This is a genomic window from Actinomadura sp. ATCC 39365, assembly GCF_054392275.1.
On sequence record NZ_CP184335.1, the window covers coordinates 3,907,873 to 3,927,849 of the forward strand.

22 protein-coding genes, 2 pseudogenes and 1 riboswitch are annotated in these 19,977 nt (G+C 71.8%); of the genes and pseudogenes, 11 read left to right on the forward strand and 13 right to left on the reverse strand.

The window, feature by feature from the left end; genetic code table 11:
- Positions 1-7: 7 nt before the first annotated feature.
- The 3 genes and pseudogenes from ACNF49_RS19385 to ACNF49_RS19395 form a co-directional block, all read right to left on the reverse strand.
- Positions 8-346 carry a hypothetical protein gene (locus tag ACNF49_RS19385; RefSeq protein WP_357964915.1) on the reverse strand — a complete coding sequence of 113 codons (339 nt, stop codon included), beginning with the start codon at positions 344-346 and terminating at the stop codon, positions 8-10.
- Positions 347-373: 27 nt separating this feature from the next.
- Positions 374-1,509, reverse strand: a pseudogene (locus ACNF49_RS19390) (ATP-dependent DNA ligase).
- Entirely contained in the window at positions 1,506-2,228 is a 723-nt protein-coding gene (locus ACNF49_RS19395; protein WP_357964911.1) for a pyrimidine reductase family protein, read from the reverse strand. Before ACNF49_RS19395 ends, ACNF49_RS19390 begins: the two are co-directional and overlap by 4 nt.
- A 132-nt stretch (positions 2,229-2,360) precedes the next feature.
- Here ACNF49_RS19395 and ACNF49_RS19400 point away from each other — a divergent pair, with 132 nt between their 5' ends.
- Positions 2,361-2,762 carry a hypothetical protein gene (locus tag ACNF49_RS19400; protein WP_357992250.1) on the forward strand — a complete coding sequence of 134 codons (402 nt, stop codon included), beginning with the start codon at positions 2,361-2,363 and terminating at the stop codon, positions 2,760-2,762.
- Between the two features lie 10 nt (positions 2,763-2,772).
- Here the strand turns inward: ACNF49_RS19400 and glgX are convergent, their stop codons facing one another.
- Positions 2,773-4,902: a glycogen debranching protein GlgX gene (gene glgX, locus ACNF49_RS19405; RefSeq protein ID WP_482944585.1), complete on the reverse strand. Its 2,130-nt coding sequence runs from the start codon at positions 4,900-4,902 to the stop codon at positions 2,773-2,775.
- Between the two features lie 33 nt (positions 4,903-4,935).
- On the reverse strand, positions 4,936-5,361 hold the full coding sequence (locus ACNF49_RS19410; RefSeq protein ID WP_357964905.1) for an OsmC family protein: 426 nt from the start codon (positions 5,359-5,361) through the stop codon (positions 4,936-4,938).
- 145 nt (positions 5,362-5,506) lie between these two features.
- On the opposite strand from ACNF49_RS19410, the gene ACNF49_RS19415 reads away from it, so the two are divergent.
- From ACNF49_RS19415 to ACNF49_RS19425, 3 genes are all read left to right on the forward strand, one after another.
- The gene (locus ACNF49_RS19415) at positions 5,507-6,064 is read left to right on the forward strand and encodes a sigma-70 family RNA polymerase sigma factor (RefSeq protein WP_357964903.1); all 558 of its coding nucleotides are present in this window, start codon (positions 5,507-5,509) and stop codon (positions 6,062-6,064) included.
- A complete protein-coding gene (locus ACNF49_RS19420) occupies positions 6,064-6,954 on the forward strand; it encodes a maleylpyruvate isomerase family mycothiol-dependent enzyme (RefSeq protein ID WP_482944586.1) in 891 nt (296 codons plus the stop codon). Before ACNF49_RS19415 ends, ACNF49_RS19420 begins: the two co-directional genes overlap by 1 nt.
- A gap of 174 nt (positions 6,955-7,128) precedes the next feature.
- Positions 7,129-7,899 carry a SigB/SigF/SigG family RNA polymerase sigma factor gene (locus ACNF49_RS19425; protein WP_357964898.1) on the forward strand — a complete coding sequence of 257 codons (771 nt, stop codon included), beginning with the start codon at positions 7,129-7,131 and terminating at the stop codon, positions 7,897-7,899.
- A gap of 87 nt (positions 7,900-7,986) precedes the next feature.
- On the opposite strand, the gene ACNF49_RS19430 is transcribed toward ACNF49_RS19425, so the two are convergent.
- Positions 7,987-9,333 carry an ankyrin repeat domain-containing protein gene (locus tag ACNF49_RS19430; protein ID WP_357964896.1) on the reverse strand — a complete coding sequence of 449 codons (1,347 nt, stop codon included), beginning with the start codon at positions 9,331-9,333 and terminating at the stop codon, positions 7,987-7,989.
- 183 nt (positions 9,334-9,516) lie between these two features.
- Here ACNF49_RS19430 and ACNF49_RS19435 point away from each other — a divergent pair, with 183 nt between their 5' ends.
- The 3 genes from ACNF49_RS19435 to ACNF49_RS19445 all read left to right on the forward strand — a co-directional run bounded on the left by ACNF49_RS19435 (position 9,517) and on the right by ACNF49_RS19445 (position 11,533).
- Entirely contained in the window at positions 9,517-10,269 is a 753-nt protein-coding gene (locus ACNF49_RS19435) for a DUF1707 SHOCT-like domain-containing protein (RefSeq protein WP_357964893.1), read from the forward strand.
- A gap of 70 nt (positions 10,270-10,339) precedes the next feature.
- Positions 10,340-10,840, forward strand: coding sequence for a SigE family RNA polymerase sigma factor (locus tag ACNF49_RS19440; protein ID WP_357964890.1), 501 nt, complete (start codon positions 10,340-10,342; stop codon positions 10,838-10,840).
- 3 nt (positions 10,841-10,843) lie between these two features.
- The gene (locus ACNF49_RS19445) at positions 10,844-11,533 is read left to right on the forward strand and encodes a hypothetical protein (RefSeq protein WP_357964888.1); all 690 of its coding nucleotides are present in this window, start codon (positions 10,844-10,846) and stop codon (positions 11,531-11,533) included.
- A 4-nt stretch (positions 11,534-11,537) separates the two neighbouring features.
- Here the strand turns inward: ACNF49_RS19445 and ACNF49_RS19450 are convergent.
- The 6 genes and pseudogenes from ACNF49_RS19450 to ACNF49_RS19475 all read right to left on the reverse strand — a co-directional run bounded on the left by ACNF49_RS19450 (position 11,538) and on the right by ACNF49_RS19475 (position 15,219).
- Positions 11,538-12,319 (reverse strand): annotated as a pseudogene (locus tag ACNF49_RS19450) (sirohydrochlorin chelatase).
- A complete protein-coding gene (locus ACNF49_RS19455) occupies positions 12,301-13,029 on the reverse strand; it encodes a phosphoadenylyl-sulfate reductase (protein WP_482944587.1) in 729 nt (242 codons plus the stop codon). The pseudogene ACNF49_RS19450 and the gene ACNF49_RS19455 overlap by 19 nt, the downstream one beginning before the upstream one ends.
- Positions 13,026-13,169, reverse strand: a complete 144-nt coding sequence (locus ACNF49_RS19460; RefSeq protein WP_103955276.1) for an Insertion element protein — start codon at positions 13,167-13,169, stop codon at positions 13,026-13,028. The genes ACNF49_RS19455 and ACNF49_RS19460 overlap by 4 nt, the downstream gene beginning before the upstream one ends.
- A complete protein-coding gene (locus tag ACNF49_RS19465) occupies positions 13,166-14,839 on the reverse strand; it encodes a nitrite/sulfite reductase (protein ID WP_357964881.1) in 1,674 nt (557 codons plus the stop codon). Before ACNF49_RS19465 ends, ACNF49_RS19460 begins: the two co-directional genes overlap by 4 nt.
- A 103-nt stretch (positions 14,840-14,942) precedes the next feature.
- Positions 14,943-15,026 (reverse strand): putative leader peptide, encoded by an 84-nt coding sequence (locus ACNF49_RS19470; RefSeq protein ID WP_311132608.1) that lies wholly within the window; start codon positions 15,024-15,026, stop codon positions 14,943-14,945.
- Between the two features lie 67 nt (positions 15,027-15,093).
- Positions 15,094-15,219 (reverse strand): hypothetical protein, encoded by a 126-nt coding sequence (locus tag ACNF49_RS19475; RefSeq protein ID WP_352328175.1) that lies wholly within the window; start codon positions 15,217-15,219, stop codon positions 15,094-15,096.
- Positions 15,220-15,274: 55 nt separating this feature from the next.
- Between ACNF49_RS19475 and ACNF49_RS19480 the strand changes: the two genes are divergently transcribed.
- The 4 genes from ACNF49_RS19480 (at position 15,275) to glyA (ending at position 18,861) form a co-directional block, all read left to right on the forward strand.
- Positions 15,275-16,039, forward strand: a complete 765-nt coding sequence (locus tag ACNF49_RS19480) for a TIGR03084 family metal-binding protein (RefSeq protein WP_482945546.1) — start codon at positions 15,275-15,277, stop codon at positions 16,037-16,039.
- 54 nt (positions 16,040-16,093) lie between these two features.
- The gene (locus tag ACNF49_RS19485) at positions 16,094-16,468 is read left to right on the forward strand and encodes a YccF domain-containing protein (RefSeq protein WP_357964879.1); all 375 of its coding nucleotides are present in this window, start codon (positions 16,094-16,096) and stop codon (positions 16,466-16,468) included.
- Positions 16,469-16,526: 58 nt separating this feature from the next.
- Positions 16,527-17,459, forward strand: coding sequence for a YihY/virulence factor BrkB family protein (locus tag ACNF49_RS19490; RefSeq protein WP_357964876.1), 933 nt, complete (start codon positions 16,527-16,529; stop codon positions 17,457-17,459).
- Between the two features lie 34 nt (positions 17,460-17,493).
- Positions 17,494-17,582: riboswitch (ZMP/ZTP riboswitch) on the forward strand.
- Position 17,583: 1 nt separating this feature from the next.
- Positions 17,584-18,861: a serine hydroxymethyltransferase gene (gene glyA / locus ACNF49_RS19495; protein WP_482945547.1), complete on the forward strand. Its 1,278-nt coding sequence runs from the start codon at positions 17,584-17,586 to the stop codon at positions 18,859-18,861.
- A gap of 55 nt (positions 18,862-18,916) precedes the next feature.
- On the opposite strand, the gene ACNF49_RS19500 is transcribed toward glyA, so the two are convergent.
- On the reverse strand, positions 18,917-19,915 hold the full coding sequence (locus ACNF49_RS19500; protein WP_482944588.1) for a zinc-dependent alcohol dehydrogenase family protein: 999 nt from the start codon (positions 19,913-19,915) through the stop codon (positions 18,917-18,919).
- Positions 19,916-19,977 lie beyond the last annotated feature (62 nt).

A 19,977-nucleotide genomic window follows, 5' to 3' on the forward strand; every position in this document is an offset into this window, starting at 1 on the left:
GGAGAAGCTACTTCTCGCGGGAGCCGTTGAAGACGACGTTCACGATGATGATCCCGACCCAGATCGGGATCAGCGCCATCGCCCGCCCGCCTCCCGCGAAGGCGAGCGCGACCGTGGACAGCGTGCCCAGGGAGAGCGAGACGATCGCCAGCGCCAGCCGCTGCCCGTCCGACCCCCTGGCGGGCGCCTTGGCGCGCGGGGCCGTGCCGGCCAGGCGCTCGTCGACCCGCCGGTCGACCTCCTGGCCCACCTTGTCGAGGAACGACTCCACCAGCGCGTCCTCGAAGTCGGGGCCGAGGTCGCGCCGCGCGGACACGGCCGCCTTGAGCTCATCACCGGTGGTCATAACGGAGAGACTAGACCGCTTTGCCCCCTAACGGGCGAGGATGTCGTCGAGATCGTAGCTGACCGGCCGTTCCAGCTGCTCGTACGTGCACGACTCGGGCGTGCGGTCGGGCCGCCACCGCCGGAAGTGCGCCGTGTGCCGGAACCGGTCGCCCTCCATCTGGTCGTAGGCCACCTCGATCACCAGCTCGGGCCGGAGCGGGATGAACGACAGGTCTTTCTTGGCGTTCCACCGCGACACCGCGCCCGGCACCCGCTGCCCGCCGGTCGCGGGCCCCGCCGCCGGCTGCCCGGCGTTGGCCGTGGCCTGCTCGGCCCAGTGGCCCCACGGGTGCTCGCTCAGCTCCGCCAGGTACGGCTTGAGCTCCTCCACCAGCTCGGCCCTGCGCGCCATGGGGAAGGAGGCCGCCACGCCCACGTGATGCAGCCGGCCGTCGTCGCCGTAGAGGCCGAGCAGCAGCGAGCCGACGATGGGCCCGGTCTTGTGCTCGCGGTAGCCGCAGATCACCACGTCGGCCGTGCGCTCGTGCTTGACCTTGAACATCGTGCGCTTGTCGGGCACGTACGGCTGGTCGCCCGGCTTGACGATGATGCCGTCGAGCCCCGCCCCCTCGAAGGTGTCGAACCACTCGCGGGCCTGCTCGTCGGCGGTGGTGACCGGCGTCAGCCGGACGGACCCGCCCTTGTGCGGGAACAGCTCCTCCAGCCGCCGCCGCCGCTCGGAGAACGGCTCCTCCATCAGCGACTCGTCGCCCACCGCCAGCAGGTCGAAGGCGATGAACTGGGCCGGCGTCTGCTCCGACAGCAGCTTGACCCGCGAGGCGGCCGGATGGATGCGCTGCTGGAGGGCGTCGAAGTCGAGCTGCGCCCCCGGGGCAGCACGATCTCGCCGTCGATCACCACCTTGCCGGACAGCTCGGCCTTGACCGCCTCGACCAGCTCGGGGAAGTAGCGGGTGAACGGACGCTCGTTGCGGCTGCCGAGGTAGACCTCGTCGCCGTCCCTGAACACGATGCAGCGGAAGCCGTCCCACTTGGGCTCGTAGAACAGGGTGCCGTCCTGCTTGGGCATGGCCTTGACCGGCTTGGCCAGCATCGGCGGCACGGGCGGCCGGACCGGGAGGTTGGGCACCGGCTCCGGCTCTTCGACGGGCTGCTCGGTCATGGGCTCTGCTCCCTCGTGTATCTGCAGAAGAGGACCCCCTCCTCTTCCAGGACCTGGCGGAGGTCAAGCGGGACCTGCGCGGCCACGCCGTTCAGTATGCGGGCCGCGCCGCCCGCGACCAGCATGGGACTCACCGACAGGCACAACTCGTCGATGAGGTCGTCGGCCGACAGCTGCGCGTTGATGCGCGGGCCGCCCTCGCACAGGACGCGGGTCAGGCCGCGCTCGTGCAGCTCGCGCACGGCCAGCCGCATGTCGACGCCGTCGTCGCCGGCGATGATCAGGTCGGACCGCCGGCCGGCCAGCTTGCGGCGCTCCGCGGGCGCGGACTCGCAGGTGATCACGATCGTCGGGTTGGTCGCGTCGGTGAACAGCTCGCCGTCGAGGTCGAGGTCGAGGCTGCGGGTGATCACCGCGATCGGCGGCACGTCGGGACGCCCGGCCCGGATGGCCGACCAGGAGGCACGCGGCTTGACCGGGCCGTAGCCCTCGGTGCGGACGGTCGCCGCCCCCGCGACGATCACGTCGGACAACCCGCGCAGGACGGCGAAGATACGCTTGTCGCCCCTGCTCGACAGCCCGCCCGAGCGCCCCTGCAGCCACGCCGCGCCGTCGGCGCTGGACACCATGTTGAGCCGCAGCCAGGGCCGCCCCTCGGGGTAGGCGTACGCCTGCGGAATGTCCGGATTGTCTTGAAAGTCGGGATAGATGCGCCGCACTCCTCTACCTTGGCACACCCCACCGACAAACCGTCCCCAGGGGTTTTGCGGCTGACAGCACTTTTGAGTAACTGAAGGACGAAAGGCCCGGAGTCTGCATACGGTGGCGGCAGGGACTCGCCGGGAGGGGACATGGGCCTGCTCACCGCCGTCACATGGACGATCGCCGCACTGATCGGGGTCTACCTGCTCTACCGCTGGCTCTCGGCCGGCGGCCTGCGCGGGCAGGAGGCGAAGGTCACCCGCTTCCCGGTGACGCTGCTGCTGTCGCATCCGGCGCTCGCGGCCGCGTCGCTGGCCTGCTGGGTGGCCTACCTGCTGACCGGCAGCGCACCGCTGGCCTGGATCGCCTTCTGCGGGCTCACCGTGGCCGCGCTGCTGGGCTTCACGATGTTCACCCGCTGGCTCGGCGGCGGCCGCCACCAGCGCCGGGCCACCGGCTTCCCGGTGCTCGCGGTGGTCCTGCACGGCGTGGCCGGGGTGACCACGTTCGCCCTGCTCCTCGTCACGGCCGGCATCGCCCGCGTGTTCTGACGGACGGCGGCTAGGGCGTCTGCGGCTCCCTGGGCAGCCGCAGGACCTGGAACGACCGGCCGGTCACCGCCACCAGGTCGCCCGCCCGCCACCGCTCGTCGCCGAACGCCTCCTCCACCACGTCGTGACAGGTGTCGAGCACCGGCAGCCACTCGGCCCCGAACTCCGGCCCCGGCAGCGTGAACGACAGGTTCTCGTGGTGGGCGTTGATGAGCAGGAGGAAGGAGTCGTCCACGATCCGCTCGCCACGCGGGCCGGGCTCGGTGATGGCCTCGCCGTTGAGGTAGACCATCAGCGACTTGGCGTAGCCGGTGTGCCAGTCGCCGGCCGTCATCTCCTTGCCGCCCGGGGTCAGCCAGACCAGGTCGCGCTTGCCGTTGTCGGGGTGGCGGCCGTGGAAGAAGCGGCGGCGCTGGAAGACCGGGTGCTCGCGGCGCAGCTTCGACAACGTCTTGACGAACTCCAGCAGATCGGACTCGGCGTGCAGCATCGACCAGTCGATCCAGGCCAGCTCGTTGTCCTGGCAGTAGGCGTTGTTGTTGCCCCGCTGGGTGCGGCCGATCTCGTCGCCGTGGGAGAGCATCGGCACGCCCTGCGACAGGAACAGCGTGGTCAGGAAGTTGCGGCGCTGGCGGCGGCGGAGGGCGACGATGTGCGGGTCCTCCACCGGGCCCTCGGCGCCGCAGTTCCAGGAGCGGTTGTCGTTGGTGCCGTCGCGGTTCTCCTCGGCGTTGGCCTCGTTGTGCTTGTGGTCGTAGGAGACCAGGTCGGTCAGGGTGAAGCCGTCGTGGCAGGTGACGAAGTTGATCGAGGCCACCGGGCGGCGGCCGGAGGACTCGTACAGGTCGGCCGAGCCGGTCAGGCGGGAGGCGAACTCGGGGAGGGCGGAGTTGGTGCCCCGCCAGAAGTCGCGCACGATGTCGCGGTACTTGCCGTTCCACTCCGTCCAGAGCGGCGGGAAGTTGCCGACCTGGTAGCCGCCCGGGCCCACGTCCCAGGGCTCGGCGATCAGCTTCACCTGCGAGATCACCGGGTCCTGCTGGATGAGGTCGAAGAACGCGCTCAGCCGGTCGACGTCGTGCAGCTCCCTGGCCAGGGCCGAGGCCAGGTCGAAGCGGAAGCCGTCGACGTGCATCTCCAGCACCCAGTAGCGCAGCGAGTCCATGATGAGCTGCAGCGCGTGCGGCGAGCGCACGTTGAGCGAGTTGCCGCACCCGGTGTAGTCGAGGTAGTAACGCCGGTCGCCGTCGTGCAGACGGTAGTAGTTGACGTTGTCGATGCCCCGGAAGCCCAGCGTGGGGCCCATGTGGTCGCCCTCGGCGGTGTGGTTGTAGACCACGTCGAGGATGACCTCGATGCCCGCCTCGTGCAGCGCCCGCACCATGGCCTTGAACTCCAGCACCTGCTGGCCGCGGGTGCCCGAGCCGGAGTAGCGGCCGTGGGGGGCCAGATAGGCCATCGTGTTGTAGCCCCAGTAGTTGGTCAGCCCGCGGGCCACCAGGAAGTGCTCGGGCACGTAGTGGTGCACCGGCATGAGCTCGACCGCCGTCACCCCGATGGACAGCAGGTGCTCGATGATCGCCGGGTGCCCGACCCCGGCGTACGTGCCGCGCAGGTCCTGCGGCACGCCCGGGTGGCGCATGGTCAGCCCCCGCACGTGCGCCTCGTAGATCACCGTCTCGTGGTACGGGATGCGCGGCGGCCGGTCGTTGCCCCACTCGAAGAACGGGTTGACCACCACGTTCTTCGGCATGTACGGGGCGCTGTCCTCCCTGTTGCGCACCGACGGATCGGTGAAGTAGTAGGGGAACAGCGCCTCGTTCCAGGTCAGCTCGCCGTCGATGGCCTTGGCGTAGGGGTCGAGCAGCAGCTTGGAGGGGTCGCAGCGACGCCCCTGCGACGGCTCGTACGGCCCGTGGACGCGGTAGCCGTACCGCTGGCCCGGCTGGATCCCCGGCAGGTAGCCGTGCCAGACGAAGCCGTCGACCTCCGGGAGCGGCACCCGCTCCTCGCTGTCGTCATCGTGAAAAAGGCACAGCTCGACCCGCTCGGCGACCTCGGAGAACACGGCAAAGCTGGTGCCGACGCCGTCCCAGGTGCCGCCGAGTGGATAGGGTTCGCCCGGCCAGACCTCGCGCATGTGACCCAATTGTCGCACGCGAAAGCGTTCCTGTTAGAGGAGTTCGGCTTTCAGGGTGATCGTGGTGCCCGCCAACGCCTTGCTGACCGGGCAGTTCGCCTTCGCGGTGGCGGCGGCCTCCTGGAACTGCTCGGCCGAGATGCCCGGAACGTGCCCCTGCACGGTGAGCACGATGCCCGTGATGCCCTCGCCCGGCTGGAACGTCACGTCCGCGCTCGTGCGCAGCGACTCCGGCGGCGTGCCCGCGCCGGCCAGGCCGTGGGACAGGGCCATGGCGAAGCAGGAGGAGTGGGCGGCGGCGATGAGCTCCTCGGGGGAGGTGCGGCCGTCCGCGGTCTCGGCCCTGGAGGGCCAGGAGACCTCGAAGGCGCCCACGCCCGAGCTGTCCAGTGAGACGGTGCCCGAGCCGTTGAGCAGGGCGCCCTTCCAGTGCGTGGTGGCGGTGCGGGTGGTGGCCATGACGGGTGATCCCTCCGGTCGTCGTCCGTTCGACACTATCGCGGGGCCGGGAAGCCGGTGGCGGCCGCCTCAACATTTCCGGCGAATGATGACATGCTCGGGTCGCGGCGCACCCGCCCGCCTTGGTCCGGACCACGGGAGTGTGGTGCCAGTGGAGGCACCGTACGACGACCGCCTGCTGCACCAGCGGGTGGTCGGCGGCGACGAGTCGGCGCTGGGGGAGGTCTACGATCGGCTGTCCGCGCTGATCTTCGGGCTCTCCTTACGGGTCACCAGGGACCGCGTGATCGCCGAGGACATCACGCAGGAGGTGTTCCTGGTGTTCTGGGAGCGCCCGCTGGCCTACGACCCAGGGCGCGGCACGCTGCGCGCCTGGCTGGCCACGATCGCCCACCGCCGCGCGGTCGACCACGTACGCGCCGAGGAGCGCCGCCGGGTCTCCGCGCTCGGGCCGAGGCTGTTCGAGCGCGAGCCCGCGCGGCTGGAGGAGGCCGTGCTCGCCGCCGAGGAGGCCGAGCGCGTGCGGCAGGCGGTGACGTCGTTGCCCGAGGGGCTGCGCCGGCCGGTGGAGCTGGCCTACTTCGGCGGCCGGACGTACCGGCAGGTGAGCGAGGAACTGGGCGTGCCCGAGGGCACGGCCAAGTCGCGCATCCGGCTGGCGCTGCGGCGCCTGGCCGACGCGCTGGCGGAGGAAGAAGTGTGATGGATCCTGTCGAGCGCCTGTTTCTGGACGCGTTGATGGAGGACCCGGTGGTGCCGGTCCGTTCCCTGCGCCCGCAGCTCCTGGCCGGGGCCAGGGCCCGCCGCCGCCCCGCGGCGCCGACCGCCGACTGGGCGCTGCCGTACGCCGGCCGCGTCGCCGCCATGGACGCGCTGCTGGCCTCGGCCGTGGACGACGACTGGGCGCGCGTCATCGTCGAGGGCTGGACGCTCCAGGAGCTCGTGGCCCACCTGGCCGCCAAGGACGGCCTGCTGGCCGCCTCCGTCGGCGCGCCCGTCCTCGGCCCGCCGATGGCCGCCCGGGACGCGACCGGCCGCACGGCGGACGTGCAGGCGTACGAGCGGGCCCGCAGCCCCGAGCAGACCAGACGCGACTGGCGGGCCCAGGCCGACGCCCTCTGCCGCCACCTGGGCGGCCTCGACCCGGCCACGCCGGCCACGGTGGACGGCATGGAGACGGTCGTGCGCGACCACGTCCTGGCCAGGAGCCTGGAGACGTGGGTGCATGCCGCCGACGCCGCCACGACGGCCGGGGTGCGCCTGCCCGACCCGGTGCCCGAGCACATCCGCCCCACGGCCGACCTGTGCGCCCGCCTGCTGCCCTGGACGATGCTCCTGTCCGGCCTGGACGGCTCCGGCCACACCCTCCGGCTCACCCTCACCGGCGCGGGCGGCGGCGACTGGCGCATCCCGCTCGGCGTCACCGACACCGCCCCGGGCACGCCGGACGCCCACCTGACGGCGGACGTGGTCGCGTTCTGCTTCCTGCTGGGCGGCAGGGGCGAGCCGGACGCCTTTCCCGCCGAGCTGACGGGCGACCTCGCGCTGGCCCGCGACGTCCTGACCACGGCTCCCGCCCTGTCGGGACCGTGAGCGGGTAAGCTGTGATCGATTCGTGACCTAATATAGGGTGATAAATCGGGATCCATAGGGAATCCTTTGATTCGAAGTCCAGCAGAGGGCTTCAACTCACGTTCAAACGTGGCGTGCCTCTGCCTGGGCTTTTTCCATGGACAGGGCCGCCTTCGGGCATATGGAGCTACTCAGATGGCCGTCCTGGATATCGCACTCGACGAAATGACCGCCGAACAGCTTCTGGCTGAGATGAACAGGCCGGAAGTCTCGGACGAGAACAAGGCCCGCATCCGTGAGCGCGTCGTCACCATGTACGACTCCCTCGTCACCGAGGTCACCCGTCGCTACCGCCACCAGCGCGAGCCGATGGAGGACCTGCGCCAGGCCGCCTACGTCGGCCTGATGAAGGCGATCAACGGCTTCGACCCCGAGCTGGGCCACGAGTTCCGCGGCTACGCCATGATCACGATGGTCGGCGAGGTCAAGCGGCACTTCCGCGACCGCACCTGGGCCGTCAAGGTGCCGCGCGTCTACCAGGAGCGCCGGCTGGAGCTCAACAAGGCCACGGCCGACCTCACCCAGACGCTCGGCCACTCGCCCACCGTCTCCGAGCTCGCCGCGCACATGAACATCACCGAGGAGGACGTCCTGCTCACCCTGGACGCCTCGACCGCCTACAGCGCCCTGTCGCTGGACGCCCCCGTCGGCGGCGACAACGACGGCGCCGACCTCGGCGACTTCCTGCCCTCGCAGGACGAGTCGCTGGACACGCTGCTCGGCAAGTACTCCGTCAAGCCGCTCATCGACGCCCTGCCCTCGCGGGAGCGCAACATCCTGCTGATGCGCTTCTACGGCAACATGACCCAGTCGGAGATCGCCGCCGAGTTCGGCATCTCGCAGATGCACGTCTCCCGCATCCTGCGCGCCGTGCTGAACCAGCTCCGCACCGCCCTGTCGGACTGACCGGGTGGGCGGGCGGCCCCTGTTCCAGGGCCAGGACCCGCGCCCCCGGCGGCCCCGCCCAGCGGGCGGCCGCCGGGGGCGACAGGGTCACTCCGCGCCGATCCCCGTGACGAGGTCTCTGGCGTAGTCGTCGTCGCTCTCCTCCAGCACCCGCCGGACGCCCTGCTCGGCCCGCTCGTCGCCGCGCGCCGCGAGCCCCCGCGCCGCCTCGGCCACCGTGCGCAGGTCGGCGTCGCCCAGCCGGTCGGCCAGCGCCTCCCGGATGCGGGGCGTGTCCGCCGACAGCCCGGCCAGCCCGGCCGTGGCCCAGTCGCGGATCTCGGCCTCCTCGTCCCGGGACATCTCGATGAGCAGCGACAGGCCCTCCTCGTGGTCGTCGGGCAGGACGTCGGCCAGCGCGATGGCGTCCGTCATCGTGCGCTTGTGGCCCGGCCGGCCGACGATGTCGAGCACGGCGGGCAGCGCGCGCGGGTCGCCCTGGTGCCCGAGCGCGGCCAGCACCGAGCGCAGCACCTGCGGGTTGCCCTCGGTGGTCACCATCTTCTGCAGCAGCGCGAGCGTGCGGTCGAGGTAGGGCTTCTCGCCGTCGGCGAACCCGAACTGGGCGATCGCGTCGACCCCGAACTCCCGCTCGCGTGCGTCCTCGCTCACGCACAGCCGGGCCAGGGCCTCGTACGTCTCGTCGTCGGCCCGCCGGCCGAGCGAGTCGGCCACGATCCACCAGGTCTCGGCGTCCTCGTCGACGTCGCGGTGGGCGACGGCCCTGGCGACGAGCTGGTCGACCGGCGTGTAGACGCCCGCCGCGTCCTCCAGGACGGTCGCCACGGCGGCGTGGCCCCGCTGGGCCTGCACCTGCTCGGTCTGCGAGCCGTCGGGGGAGCGGCCGGCCACGGTGACCAGCTCGGTGCCGTCCTTGGCGTACTGGCGGCCGACGACGTACTCCCAGCCCTCCTGGGCGATCTGGTCGAGCAGCGCGGACTCCAGGTGCACGCCCACCCAGTCGGCCGCGATGTCGAGCGGGCTGTCGCCGTCGCCGTCGAACTTCTCGTGGTCGGCGCCCGCCTCCAGCAACGTCTGGACCACGCCCAGCGCCCCGCGCCTGGCCGCCAGCGTGAGCGGCGTGTCGCCGTCGTCGTTGGCCGCGTCGACCTCGGCCCCGGCCTCGATCAGCACGCCCGCGGTCGCGGCGTGGCCGTTGGCGGCGGCCCACAGCAACGCCGTCCAGCCGCCGGCCTCGCGGCCGTTGACGTCGGCCCCGGCCGCCAGCAGCGCCTCGGCGACCTCGACGCGGTCCCAGGCGGCGGCCGCGCAGAGCGGCAGCCCGGCCTCCTCGCCCTCGCTGGCCTTGTTGGGGTCGGCGCCGCCGGTGAGCAGCTTGCCCACGGTCTCGGTCTCGCCGTTCAACGCCGCGCGATAGAGCTGTTCCTCATGCATGACAGGACCCTAGCGTCTTCGCAGCCCGCGGTTGCCGGAGCACGCTGACGGGCGGCGGGCTGGGCGGCAGTGTGGGCGGCAGGGGCGGGCGGCAGGGCGGGCGGCGGGACCCATCCAAGGGTGTACGGATGTTCCTCCCAGGGGAGGAGCCCCAACCGGGCCAAGACGCGATATGTTGCGTCTATGACAGATCCGGGTGAGGTGCGCGCGTCGGACGCCGAGCGCGAGGCCGTCGTGGAACAGCTCCGTGTCGCCTCCGTCGAGGGCCGGCTCACGCTCGCCGAGCTGACCGACCGTACCGAGGCCGCCTACACCGCGACCACGCACGCCGAGCTCGCCCTGCTCACCCAGGACCTGCCCGTGGGCGCGGGGCCCGCCCCCACGCCCGCCCCGGCCCGCGAGGGCGGCAAGCGGCGCTGGTTCGTCGGCATCATGGGCGACACCAAGCGGCGCGGCACCTGGCGCATCGACCAGGAGCTCGGCGCCGTCGCCGTCATGGGCGACGTGCTGCTCGACCTGCGCGAGGCCGAGGTGCGCACGGACGTGGTCGACGTCACGGCGGTGTCCGTGATGGGCGACGTCAAGATCATCGTGCCCGACGGCGTGAACGTCGACCTCGACGGCGTCGCCGTGATGGGCGACAAGAAGGTCGACGTGCTGGAGGCCGCCCCCGGCATGAACGTGCCGGTCATCCGGGTGCGCGCCTACGCCGTGATGGGCGACGTCAAGGTGCTCGGCGACTCCCGCGCCCAGCCGCTCAAGCGCGGCCTGGCCGCCTGGCGGGAGCACTGGCGGGCGCTGCACGGCGACGACTGGCGCGAGATCGGCCGCCAGATGCGCGACGACGCCCGCGAGGTCGGCCGGCAGATCCGCGACGAGCACCGTGCCCTGGAGCGCGACCGCCGCGACCGCCGCCGCGACTCCCGGGGTTACTGAGGCCGTGCAACGCGGGCGGGGGCTTCGGCGTAGTGATCGGTGAACATCACCGGACAGTGAGGACCCCTCGATGCGGGATCGTGCCGACTTCGAGCGCTACGTCGAGCAGCGCTCGGCCCGCCTGCTCAGGACGGCGTACCTGCTGTGCCGCGACTGGGCCACGGCGGAAGACCTGACGCAGACCGCGCTGGCCAGGGCCTGGCTGGCCTGGCGGCGGGTGGGCGCGAACCCCGACCCGTACGTCTACCGCATCCTCACCAACACGCACGCCTCCTGGTGGCGGCGGCGCTGGCGGGGCGAGGTGGCCACGGGCGAGCTCCCGGACCGCCCCCAGGACCGGGACGACACGGCCGGGCTCGGCACCCGGGACGCGCTCAGGGCCGCCCTGGCCGCGCTCCCGGCCAAGCAGCGGGCCGTGGTCGTGCTGCGGTACTTCGAGGACCTGCCCGACGAGGCCATAGCCGAGATCGTGGGCTGTTCGGTGTCCACCGTACGCAGCCAGGCCAGCCGCGCGCTGGCCAAGCTGCGGCTCGACCCCGCGGCCAGGGCCGCGGCGGAGACGGGGAGCTGAACCATGACAGAACAGCGACTGCGCGACCTGCTCGACGACGACACCGCCGGCGCGCCCCCGGGCGGGGTGCGGCTGGCCGACGTGGACGCCCGCGTCCGCCGCATCCGGCGGCGCCGGGGCCGGGCGGCGGCCTCGGTGGCGGCGGCGGCCCTGACGGTCACGGCCGTCACGGTGCTCACCGTGGACGCCCGGCCGGTTCCCGCGCCCGCCCCCGCCGCCGGGGACGTGTGGGCCGGCGCCCTGGCCCAGCCCGCGCCGACGCGCGCCCAGCCCACGCCACCGCTCTTCCACGGCTACACCAAGGGGGGCAGGCGGGAGACGTTCACCTTCGAGTCGAAGGCCGGGAAGGTGTCCTTCGCCCTCACCTGCCCGCCCGGCGGGTACGGCCTCATCTGGCTCAACGGGGACCTGGTCGCCGCCGGCCCGTGCGGTCCCACGGTGAGGCAGCCGCCCGGCTGGTTCGGCGAGGGCATGGCCCGCGCCGGCCTGAACGAGCTGAGCGCCGCCATGGTGAAGCTCTCGGACGCGGGCACCGGCACGATGACGGGCGAGCGCGCCGACGAGCTGCTGGCCTGGACCGCCACCTATCCCGCCGACTGGCGGCTGATCCTGGCCGACGCCCGCACCCGGTCGTGCCGTACCGACGTGGTCAAGGTCGACCCGAAGACCGGTGAGATCAAAGCCCAGTGCTGAGCGCTCAACCGGCCACGGGCAGGCGCTCGCGCAGGGCCGCGTCGTACCGTTCGAGCAGCACGTCCACCAGCTCGGGCGCCGGGCCGAGCACGTCGGCGCAGACGGCCGGGGCGGTGACCCGGCGGATGCGGTCGGCGAAGAAGCCGGGAGCCAGCAGGTAGGGGGCGACGGCCACGCGGGGGCGCCCGCCGCCCTGAGCCGCGCGACGGCCTCCCCGGGCGTCGGGCCGGCGGCCGAGGCGTAGGCCGCGGTCACCGTCCACCAGCCGGCGCGCCGCCAGGCGCGGGCCATCCCGGCGATCACCTCGTTGGCCCTGGCGTCGCTCGACCCGGCCGAGACCAGCACGACCGCCGTCTCCGGATCACCGGCCGGCACGCCCGCCTCCGCCAGCCGCCGCTCCAGCGCCGGCAGCAGCAGCGGGTGGGGGCCGAGCGTCGTGCCGTAGCGGACCCGCAGGCGCGGTTCGCGCGCGCGGGCCTCGTTGAGCGCGGCCGGCAGGTCGACGCGGCTGTGGTAGGCCTCGGTGAGCAGCAGCGGCAGCACCACGGCTTCGCCCAGCCCGTCGAGCGCCTGCCCCAGCGTGGGCGCGCAGTGGTCGAGGTAGGCCACCCGCACCGGCACGTCGGGACGCGCCAGGCGCACGCGGTCCAGCAGCGCGGCCACGGTGGCGGCGGCACGCGGGTCGCGCGACCCGTGCGCCACCGCCACCAGTGGCACGCGCCCGGGGGCCGGCCCGCCTGCCAACGGGACGCGGCCCCTGCCGGGGATCACAGGTGAATGCCGCATTCGACCTTCCCCAGCCCCGCCCAGCGGCCGCTGCGCGGGTCCTCGCCCTCGGCGACCTGGCGCGTGCACGGCGCGCAGCCGATCGAGGGGTAGTTGTCGTAGTGCAACGGGTTGATCAGCACGCCGTTGTCGGCGATGTAGTTGTCGACGTCCTCCTGCGTCCAGGCGGCGATCGGGTTGACCTTCACCATCTGGCGCTTGGCGTCCCACTCGACGACCCTGGTGCTCGTACGGCTGGAGGACTCGTCCCGGCGGATGCCGGAGATCCACGCCAGGTACGGCTCCAGCGCCCGGTTGAGCGGCTCGACCTTGCGCAGGTAGCAGCACAGGTCGGGGTTGCGGCCGAACAGGCGCGGCCCGAGGTCGCGATCCTGCTCCTGGACCGTCCTGGACGGCTTGATGTCGATCACGTTGACGTCATAGACCTGCCGCACCGCGTCACGGGTGCCGATCGTCTCGGCGAAATGGTAGCCGGTGTCGATGAACAGCACGTCCACGCCCGGTTTGACGCGGCTCACCAGGTCGATGAGCAAGGCGTCGCTCATGGAGGACGTCAGGCACAACCGGTCGCCGAACGTCGCCGCGGCCCACCGGATGATCTCCCGGGCCGGGGCGCCCTCAAGGAACGTGGCGGCGGACTCGACGATGTCCTGCAGATCGAGCGTGCCACGCTGATCTCGCAGACCCACCTCGATGTCGACGAGCGTCATATCTTCACTCCGATTCCGAGAAACTTCAGCTTGAAGGCGCGGGCGCAGGCGCGGCAGTACCAGCCGCCGTCCCCCTCGTAGGGCTCCAGGTCCTCGTCGCCGCAGTACGGGCAGTGGAAGGGGACCGCTCGCGTGGTCATTTCAGGTCCGCCTCGTCCGCGCGCTGCACCCAGTCGGCGAAGGACTCGCCTTCCTTCTTCTGGGCGTCGTAGTTGCTCACCACGCGCTCGACGTAGTCGGGCAGGGCCTTGGCGGTGGTCTTCAGGCCGCGCACCTTGCGGCCGAAGCCGGAGTCGACGCCGAGCGAGCCGCCCAGGTGGATCTGGTAGCCCTCGACCTGGTCGCCGTTCTCGTCCACGACGAGCTGGCCCTTCAGGCCGATGTCGGCGACCTGGATGCGGGCGCAGGAGTTGGGGCAGCCGTTGACGTTGATGGTGAGCGGCTGCTCGAAGTCGGGCAGCCGCCGCTCCAGCTCGTCGATCAGGTGCGCGGCGGTGGCCTTGGTCTCGACGATGGCGAGCTTGCAGTACTCGATGCCGGTGCAGGCCATCGTCTGGCGGCGGAACGTGGAGGGGTTGACCTGCAGGTCGTTGGCCTCCAGCTCGGCCACGATGGACTCCACCCGGTCCGGCGCGACGTCGAGGACGACCATCTTCTGCTCGACGGTGGTGCGCACCCGGCCGGAGCCGTGCCGCTCGGCGATGTCGGCGATCGCGTTGAGCTTGTCGCCGTCGAGGCGGCCCACCTTGGGCGCGAAGCCCACGTAGAAGTTGCCGTCCTTCTGCGGGTAGACGCCCACGTGGTCGCGGCGGCTGCCGCGCGGCAGGGTGGGCGCCGGGCCGTCGGGCAGGCTCTCCTTGACGTACTCGGTCTCCAGCACCTCGCGGAACTTCTCCACGCCCCAGTCGTTGACCAGGAACTTCAGCCGGGCCCTGTGCCGCAGCCGCCGGTAGCCGTAGTCGCGGAAGATGCCGATCACGCCCGCGTACACGTCGTCGACGCGGTCGGGGCTGACGAAGACGCCGAGGCGCTTGGCCAGCATCGGGTTGGTGGACAGGCCGCCGCCGACCCACAGGTCGTAGCCCGCCTCGCCGTGCTCGTTGACGACGCCGACGAAGGCGACGTCGTTGATCTCGTGCACGGTGCAGTGGGCCGGGCAGCCGCTCAGCGCGCTCTTGAACTTGCGCGGCAGGTTGGAGTACTCGGGGTTGCCGATGAACTGCCGGTTGATCGCGTGGATGTCGTCGGTGGCGTCCAGCACCTCCTCGGCGTCGATGCCGGCCAGCGGGCAGCCCAGGATCACCCGCGGGGTGTCGCCGCACGCCTCGGTGGTGGACAGGCCGACGGCCTCCAGGCGCTCCCAGATGTCGGGCACCGACTCGATCTCGATCCAGTGGAGCTGGATGTTCTGCCGGTCGGTGAGGTCGGCCGTGCCGCGCGCGTACTCGTTGGCGATGTCGGCGATCGTGCGGAGCTGGCGCAGGTCGAGCTGGCCGCCGTCGATGCGCACGCGGAGCATGAAGTAGCGGTCGTCGAGCTCCTCCGGCTCCAGGACCGCGGTCTTGCCGCCGTCGATGCCGGGCTTGCGCTGGGTGTAGAGGCCGTACCAGCGCATCCGCCCGCGCAGGTCGGCGGGGTCGATCGAGTCGAAGCCGCGCTTGGCGTAGACGTCGATGATGCGCTGGCGGACGTTGAGCCCGTCGTCGTTCTTCTTGTTCTCTTCGTTCTTGTTCAGCGGTTCCCGGTAACCGAGGGCCCATTGGCCCTCGCCGCGCGGGCGCTTGTGGTGCCGGCTGGCAGGGGTGCTCATTGCGCGTCCTTCGTTTTGTGGGCGCGCGCAGCGTTCCTCCTGCCTCGTCGTCGAGTGCAGGGGTTCAGGTGGGTGCGACGCGCTCTGCGGTGGAGAAGATGAGTTAGCGGGCGTCGCAACAGATGGCACTGCGGACACGCTGAAGGTCGACGTGGCGTCGACCGACGAGCATGGGGTCCGCTGGCATACCTTGAAGATACTCCGGAGATCCCGGATGTCCAAGATGGGGTCCAGAGTCTGGACTCCGCGGGCCCCTAACCCTGGCGCGGCCAGTCGAGCGGCGACTCCTGCGGCCGTTCCTCGCTCTGGTGCTGGCAGTCGCACCAGGAGCCGCCGCGGCAGTCGTCGTGACGCTTGTCCTTGCAGCTCTCGCAGATCACGTCTCGATTATTCTCCCAGAACCTTGTTCGGGTTAGGCTGGCGCGCGTGGACCTCATGGCCGGACTGCTGGCCGACCTCCGGGCCGAGACCGATTCCCTGGAGGCGCTGCTGGCGCCGCTGCGCCCCGCCGACTGGGAGACGCCCACGCCCGCCGCGGGCTGGGCCGTGCGCGACCAGGTGAGCCACCTGGCCTGGTTCGACGACGCCGCCGTGGTGTCGGTCACCGATCCGGACGGCTTCCGGGCCCTGGCCGCGCGGGCCGGCTCGGTGGACGACCTCGCCGAGGCCGCGCGCGGCCTGCCATCGGGCGAGCTGCACGCCTGGTTCCGCACGTCCCGGGACCGGTCGCTGGCGGCGTTCGGGACGCTCGGCGCGCGCGTGCGGGTGCCGTGGTTCGGGCCGGCGATGTCGGGCGCGTCCTTCGTCACCGCGCGCCTGATGGAGACCTGGGCCCACGGCCGAGACGTGGCCGACGCGCTCGGCGTCGCCAGGGAGCCCACCGAACGGCTGCGGCACGTGGCCCTGCTCGGCGTCCGCGCCCGGCCCTACAGCTTCGCCGCCCGCGGCCTGCCCGAGCCGGCCGGGCCGGTGCGCGTCGAGCTCACGACCCCAGGCGGCGACCTGTGGACCGCCGGCCCCGCGGACGCGCCCGCCGCCGTGCGCGGCCCGATGCTCGACTTCTGCCTGCTCGTCACCCAGCGCGTGCACCTGTCGGACACGGCCCTGGAGCCGGCCGGCGAGCCCGCCCGCGCCTGGCTGGAGATCGCCCAGGCCTTCGCGGGGCCGCCGGGGCCGGGGCGGCCGCCCCGGTCAGGGTAAGTTCAGGGTCGTACCGGATGACGTCGGCGGCACGGCCGGTGACATGCTGTGAGCATGCGGACCATTCTGAACGTCATCTGGCTCGTGTTCGCCGGGATCTGGCTGGCGATCGGCTACGCCGTGGCCGGGATCATCTGCTGCATCCTCATCGTCACCATCCCGTTCGGCATCGCCTCGTTCAGGATCGCCGCCTACGCTCTGTGGCCGTTCGGCCGTACGGTCGTGCGCGATCCCGACGCCGGCGTCTTCTCCCTCATCGGCAACATCATCTGGTGCGTGGTCGCGGGCATCTGGCTGGCGATCGGGCACGTCGTCACCTCGATCCCGCTGTTCATCTCCATCATCGGCATCCCCCTGGGCATCGCGAACCTCAAGCTGATCCCCGTCTCCCTCCTCCCGCTGGGCGCGCGCATCGTGGACAACGACTAGGGCAGGAGCCGGGACGTAAGCTGTCCCGGAGAGTCACTGCGAAATACCGTTGGGTGCCATGACGTCCACCAATGCGCCTTCCCGGTCCAGGAGGCGGCTCGCCTCGAACGCCCGGGCCAGGCTGAACTGGGTGCTCGACACCAATGCGTGGGCGATCGTGCGCGCGGCCACGAACGCCGGTGTCAACTACCGGGTCACCGGCCTGGCCGGCGAGGCCGCGTTCTTCGCGCTGCTGTCGCTGCCGCCGTTCGTGCTGGGCCTGATCGGCGTGCTGGGCAAGCTCGGCACCTGGCTCGGCGGCGGCGTCGTCAACGAGGTCAAGAGCTGGGTGATCGAGCAGGCCGGGCTGCTGTTCACCGACGACGCCGTCAAGAAGGTGATCAACCCGCTCATCACCGACGTGCTCAGGGACGACGCCAACAAGGTGTCCATCATCTCGCTGGGCTTCCTGCTGTCGCTGTGGTCGGGCTCGCGGGCGCTCTACGTCTACGTCGACCTCATCTCGGTCGCGTACGGGCTGGGGGAGGAGCGCGGCATCATCCGCACCCGGCTGATGTCCTTCGGCCTCTACGTCGTCGGCCTGATCATCGGCATCATCGTCATGCCGATCCTGGTCATCGGCCCCACCCTGCTCAAGGACGCGCTCCCCGGCGAGTACGGCATCCTCATCGACATCCTCTACTGGCCCGTCGTGATCAGCGGCTCGGTGTTGTTCCTCACCGTGCTCTACCACGTCAGCGTGCCGGTGCGGACGAAGTGGTACCGGGAGCTGCCCGGCGCGATCCTGGCCCTGTTCCTGTGGATCGTGTGCGCCGCCGTGCTGCGGGCGGTGCTGGCGGCCTGGTTCTCGCCCGTGTCCGTCTACGGCTCCCTGGCCGCCCCGATCGCGCTGCTGCTGTGGTTGTACATCACCGCCCTGGCCGTGCTCATCGGAGCCATCCTCAACGCCGAGGTCGACCGGCTCTGGCCGGGTGTGAGCCGGACCAAGTAGCGGGACGAGCGGCCGGTTGCGCATCCGCTATCGTCTAGGGCGACGCGACTGGCGCATTCGGTGGGATCGACCACCAGGGAGCGAATCAACCGGGAGCGGAGGCCGAGCGCCTGGGTCTTCGCCAATTGTCAATGATGACAGGGGAGTCATGAGTTCTCTTGCTAGCGCCGACCCGCAGCTCGCCGAGCTCATCAAGGCGGAGGAGCGCCGCCAGGCCGACACCGTCAAGCTGATCGCGTCCGAGAACTACGTGTCCAAGGCCGTGCTCGAGGCGACCGGCACGGTGCTGACCAACAAGTACTCCGAGGGCTACGCGGGCAAGCGCTACTACGAGGGCCAGCAGGTCATCGACCAGATCGAGACGCTGGCGATCGACCGGGCCAAGGCCGTGTTCGGCGTCAACCACGCCAACGTCCAGCCGTACTCGGGCTCGCCCGCCAACCTGGCCGTCTACCTGGCCTTCCTGCAGCCCGGCGACACCGTGCTCGGCATGGGCCTGCCGTTCGGCGGCCACCTGACCCACGGCTGGTCGGTCTCGGCCACCGGCAAGTGGTTCAACCCGGTCCGGTACGGCGTGCGCCGCGACACCGGCCGAGTCGACCTCGACGAGGTCCGCGAGCTGGCCCTGGAGCACCGGCCGAAGCTGATCTTCTGCGGCGGCACCGCGATCCCGCGCACGATCGACTTCGAGGGCTTCGCCTCCATCGCCCGCGAGGTCGGCGCCGTGCTCGCGGCCGACATCGCGCACATCGCCGGCCTGGTCGCGGGCGGCGCCCACCCGTCCCCGGTGGGTCACGCCGACGTGATCTCCACGACCACCCACAAGACGCTGCGCGGCCCGCGCGGCGCCATGCTCATGGCCACCAGCGACGAGCACGCCACCGCGCTCAACAAGGCCGTCTTCCCCGGCCTCCAGGGCGGCCCCCACAACCACACCACCGCCGCCATCGCCGTCGCGCTGCACGAGGCCGCCCAGCCGTCCTTCCGCGACTATGCCCACCAGGTCGTCGCCAACGCCAAGGCCCTGGCCGACGAGCTGTCCAGCCGGGGCTTCGACCTGGTCTCCGGCGGCACCGACAACCACCTGATCCTGCTCGACCTGACGCCCAAGGGCATCGGCGGCAAGCCCGCCGCCCAGGCGCTCGACCGGGCCGGCCTGGAGACCAACTACAACGCGGTGCCGTTCGACACCCGCAAGCCGTTCGACCCGTCGGGCATCCGCATCGGCACCCCGTCGGTCACCTCGCGCGGCATGGGCGAGGCCGAGATGCGGCAGATCGGCGCCTGGATGGACGAGGTCGTCACGGCCCTGGCCAAGGGCGACGCCGAGGACGTCATCACCCGCGTCCACCACGAGGTCAGCGAGCTGACCGCCCAGTTCCCCGCCCCCGGCCTGTCCTGATCCCGCGGCCCGCCCGTCCGACCCGTCCCGCCCCTCGCGGCGGGCGGCCGGACGGTCAGTGCCGCACCGTCACCACGATCTTGCCGAACTGCGCGTTCGACTCCAGGTGCCGGTGGGCCCGCACGATCTCCTCCAGGTCGAACGTGCGGTCCACCACCGCCCGGAACGCCCCCGAGCGCAGCCCCGACGCCACGAACGCCGCCGCCCGCCGCAGCCGTTCGGGTACCCGCGTCGTCTCGTGCATCGTGTACGTCCGCATGTTGAGCGCCGGCATGCCGAGGTCGATCCCCGGATACGGCGTCGGCTCGCCGCTCAGCGCGCCGTACACCAGCAGCAGCCCCTCGGGGGCGACCACCCTGGCCAGGTCCGTCACGCCCGGCCCGGCCACGGCGTCGAAGACGAACTCGGCGCCGCGCCCGCCCGTGGCCGCCAGCACCCGCTCGGTCACGTCCTCCTCCTCGGTGACGATCACCTCGGCGGCGCCCTCCTTGAGCAGGGCCTCCTTCTTGGCCGCGGTGCGAGTGAGCGCGATCGGCGTGGCGCCCATCCGGTCGGCGACCCGGATGGCGGCCAGGCCCACGCTGCTGGAGGCGGCGTTCAGCACCACCGTGTCCCCGGGACGCATCCCGCCCACCTCCACCAGCGCGCCGTAGGCCGTCACGTACGGCATCCACACGGCCGCGCCCGCCACCGGGTCCACGCCCTCGGGGCGGGGCAGCACCGCCGCCGCCGGCACGACCGCCCGCCCGGCGTACACGCCGTAGTCGTTCTGCGAGAACGCCGGCACCGTGCTCACCGGCTGGCCGGCCCGCAACCCGGTGACGCCCTCGCCCACCGCCTCGACCACCCCGGCGGCCTCGGTGCCCAGCCGGGCGGGGAAACGCCGGACGGGCTCGATGTAGTGGCCGCTGCGGAACAGCGCCTCGGCCCGGTTCAGGCCGATCGCGTCCACCCGGATGCGCACCTCGCCCGGCCCCGGCTCGCCGGCCGCCACGTCCGCCAGCTCCAGCACCTCGGGGCCGCCGAGCTCGTGGAACAGCACCGTCCTGGTCATCACATCGTCCTTCCGTGTCAGAGGCCGCCATTCAACCGCCAAAGTACGACTGCCGTCAAACT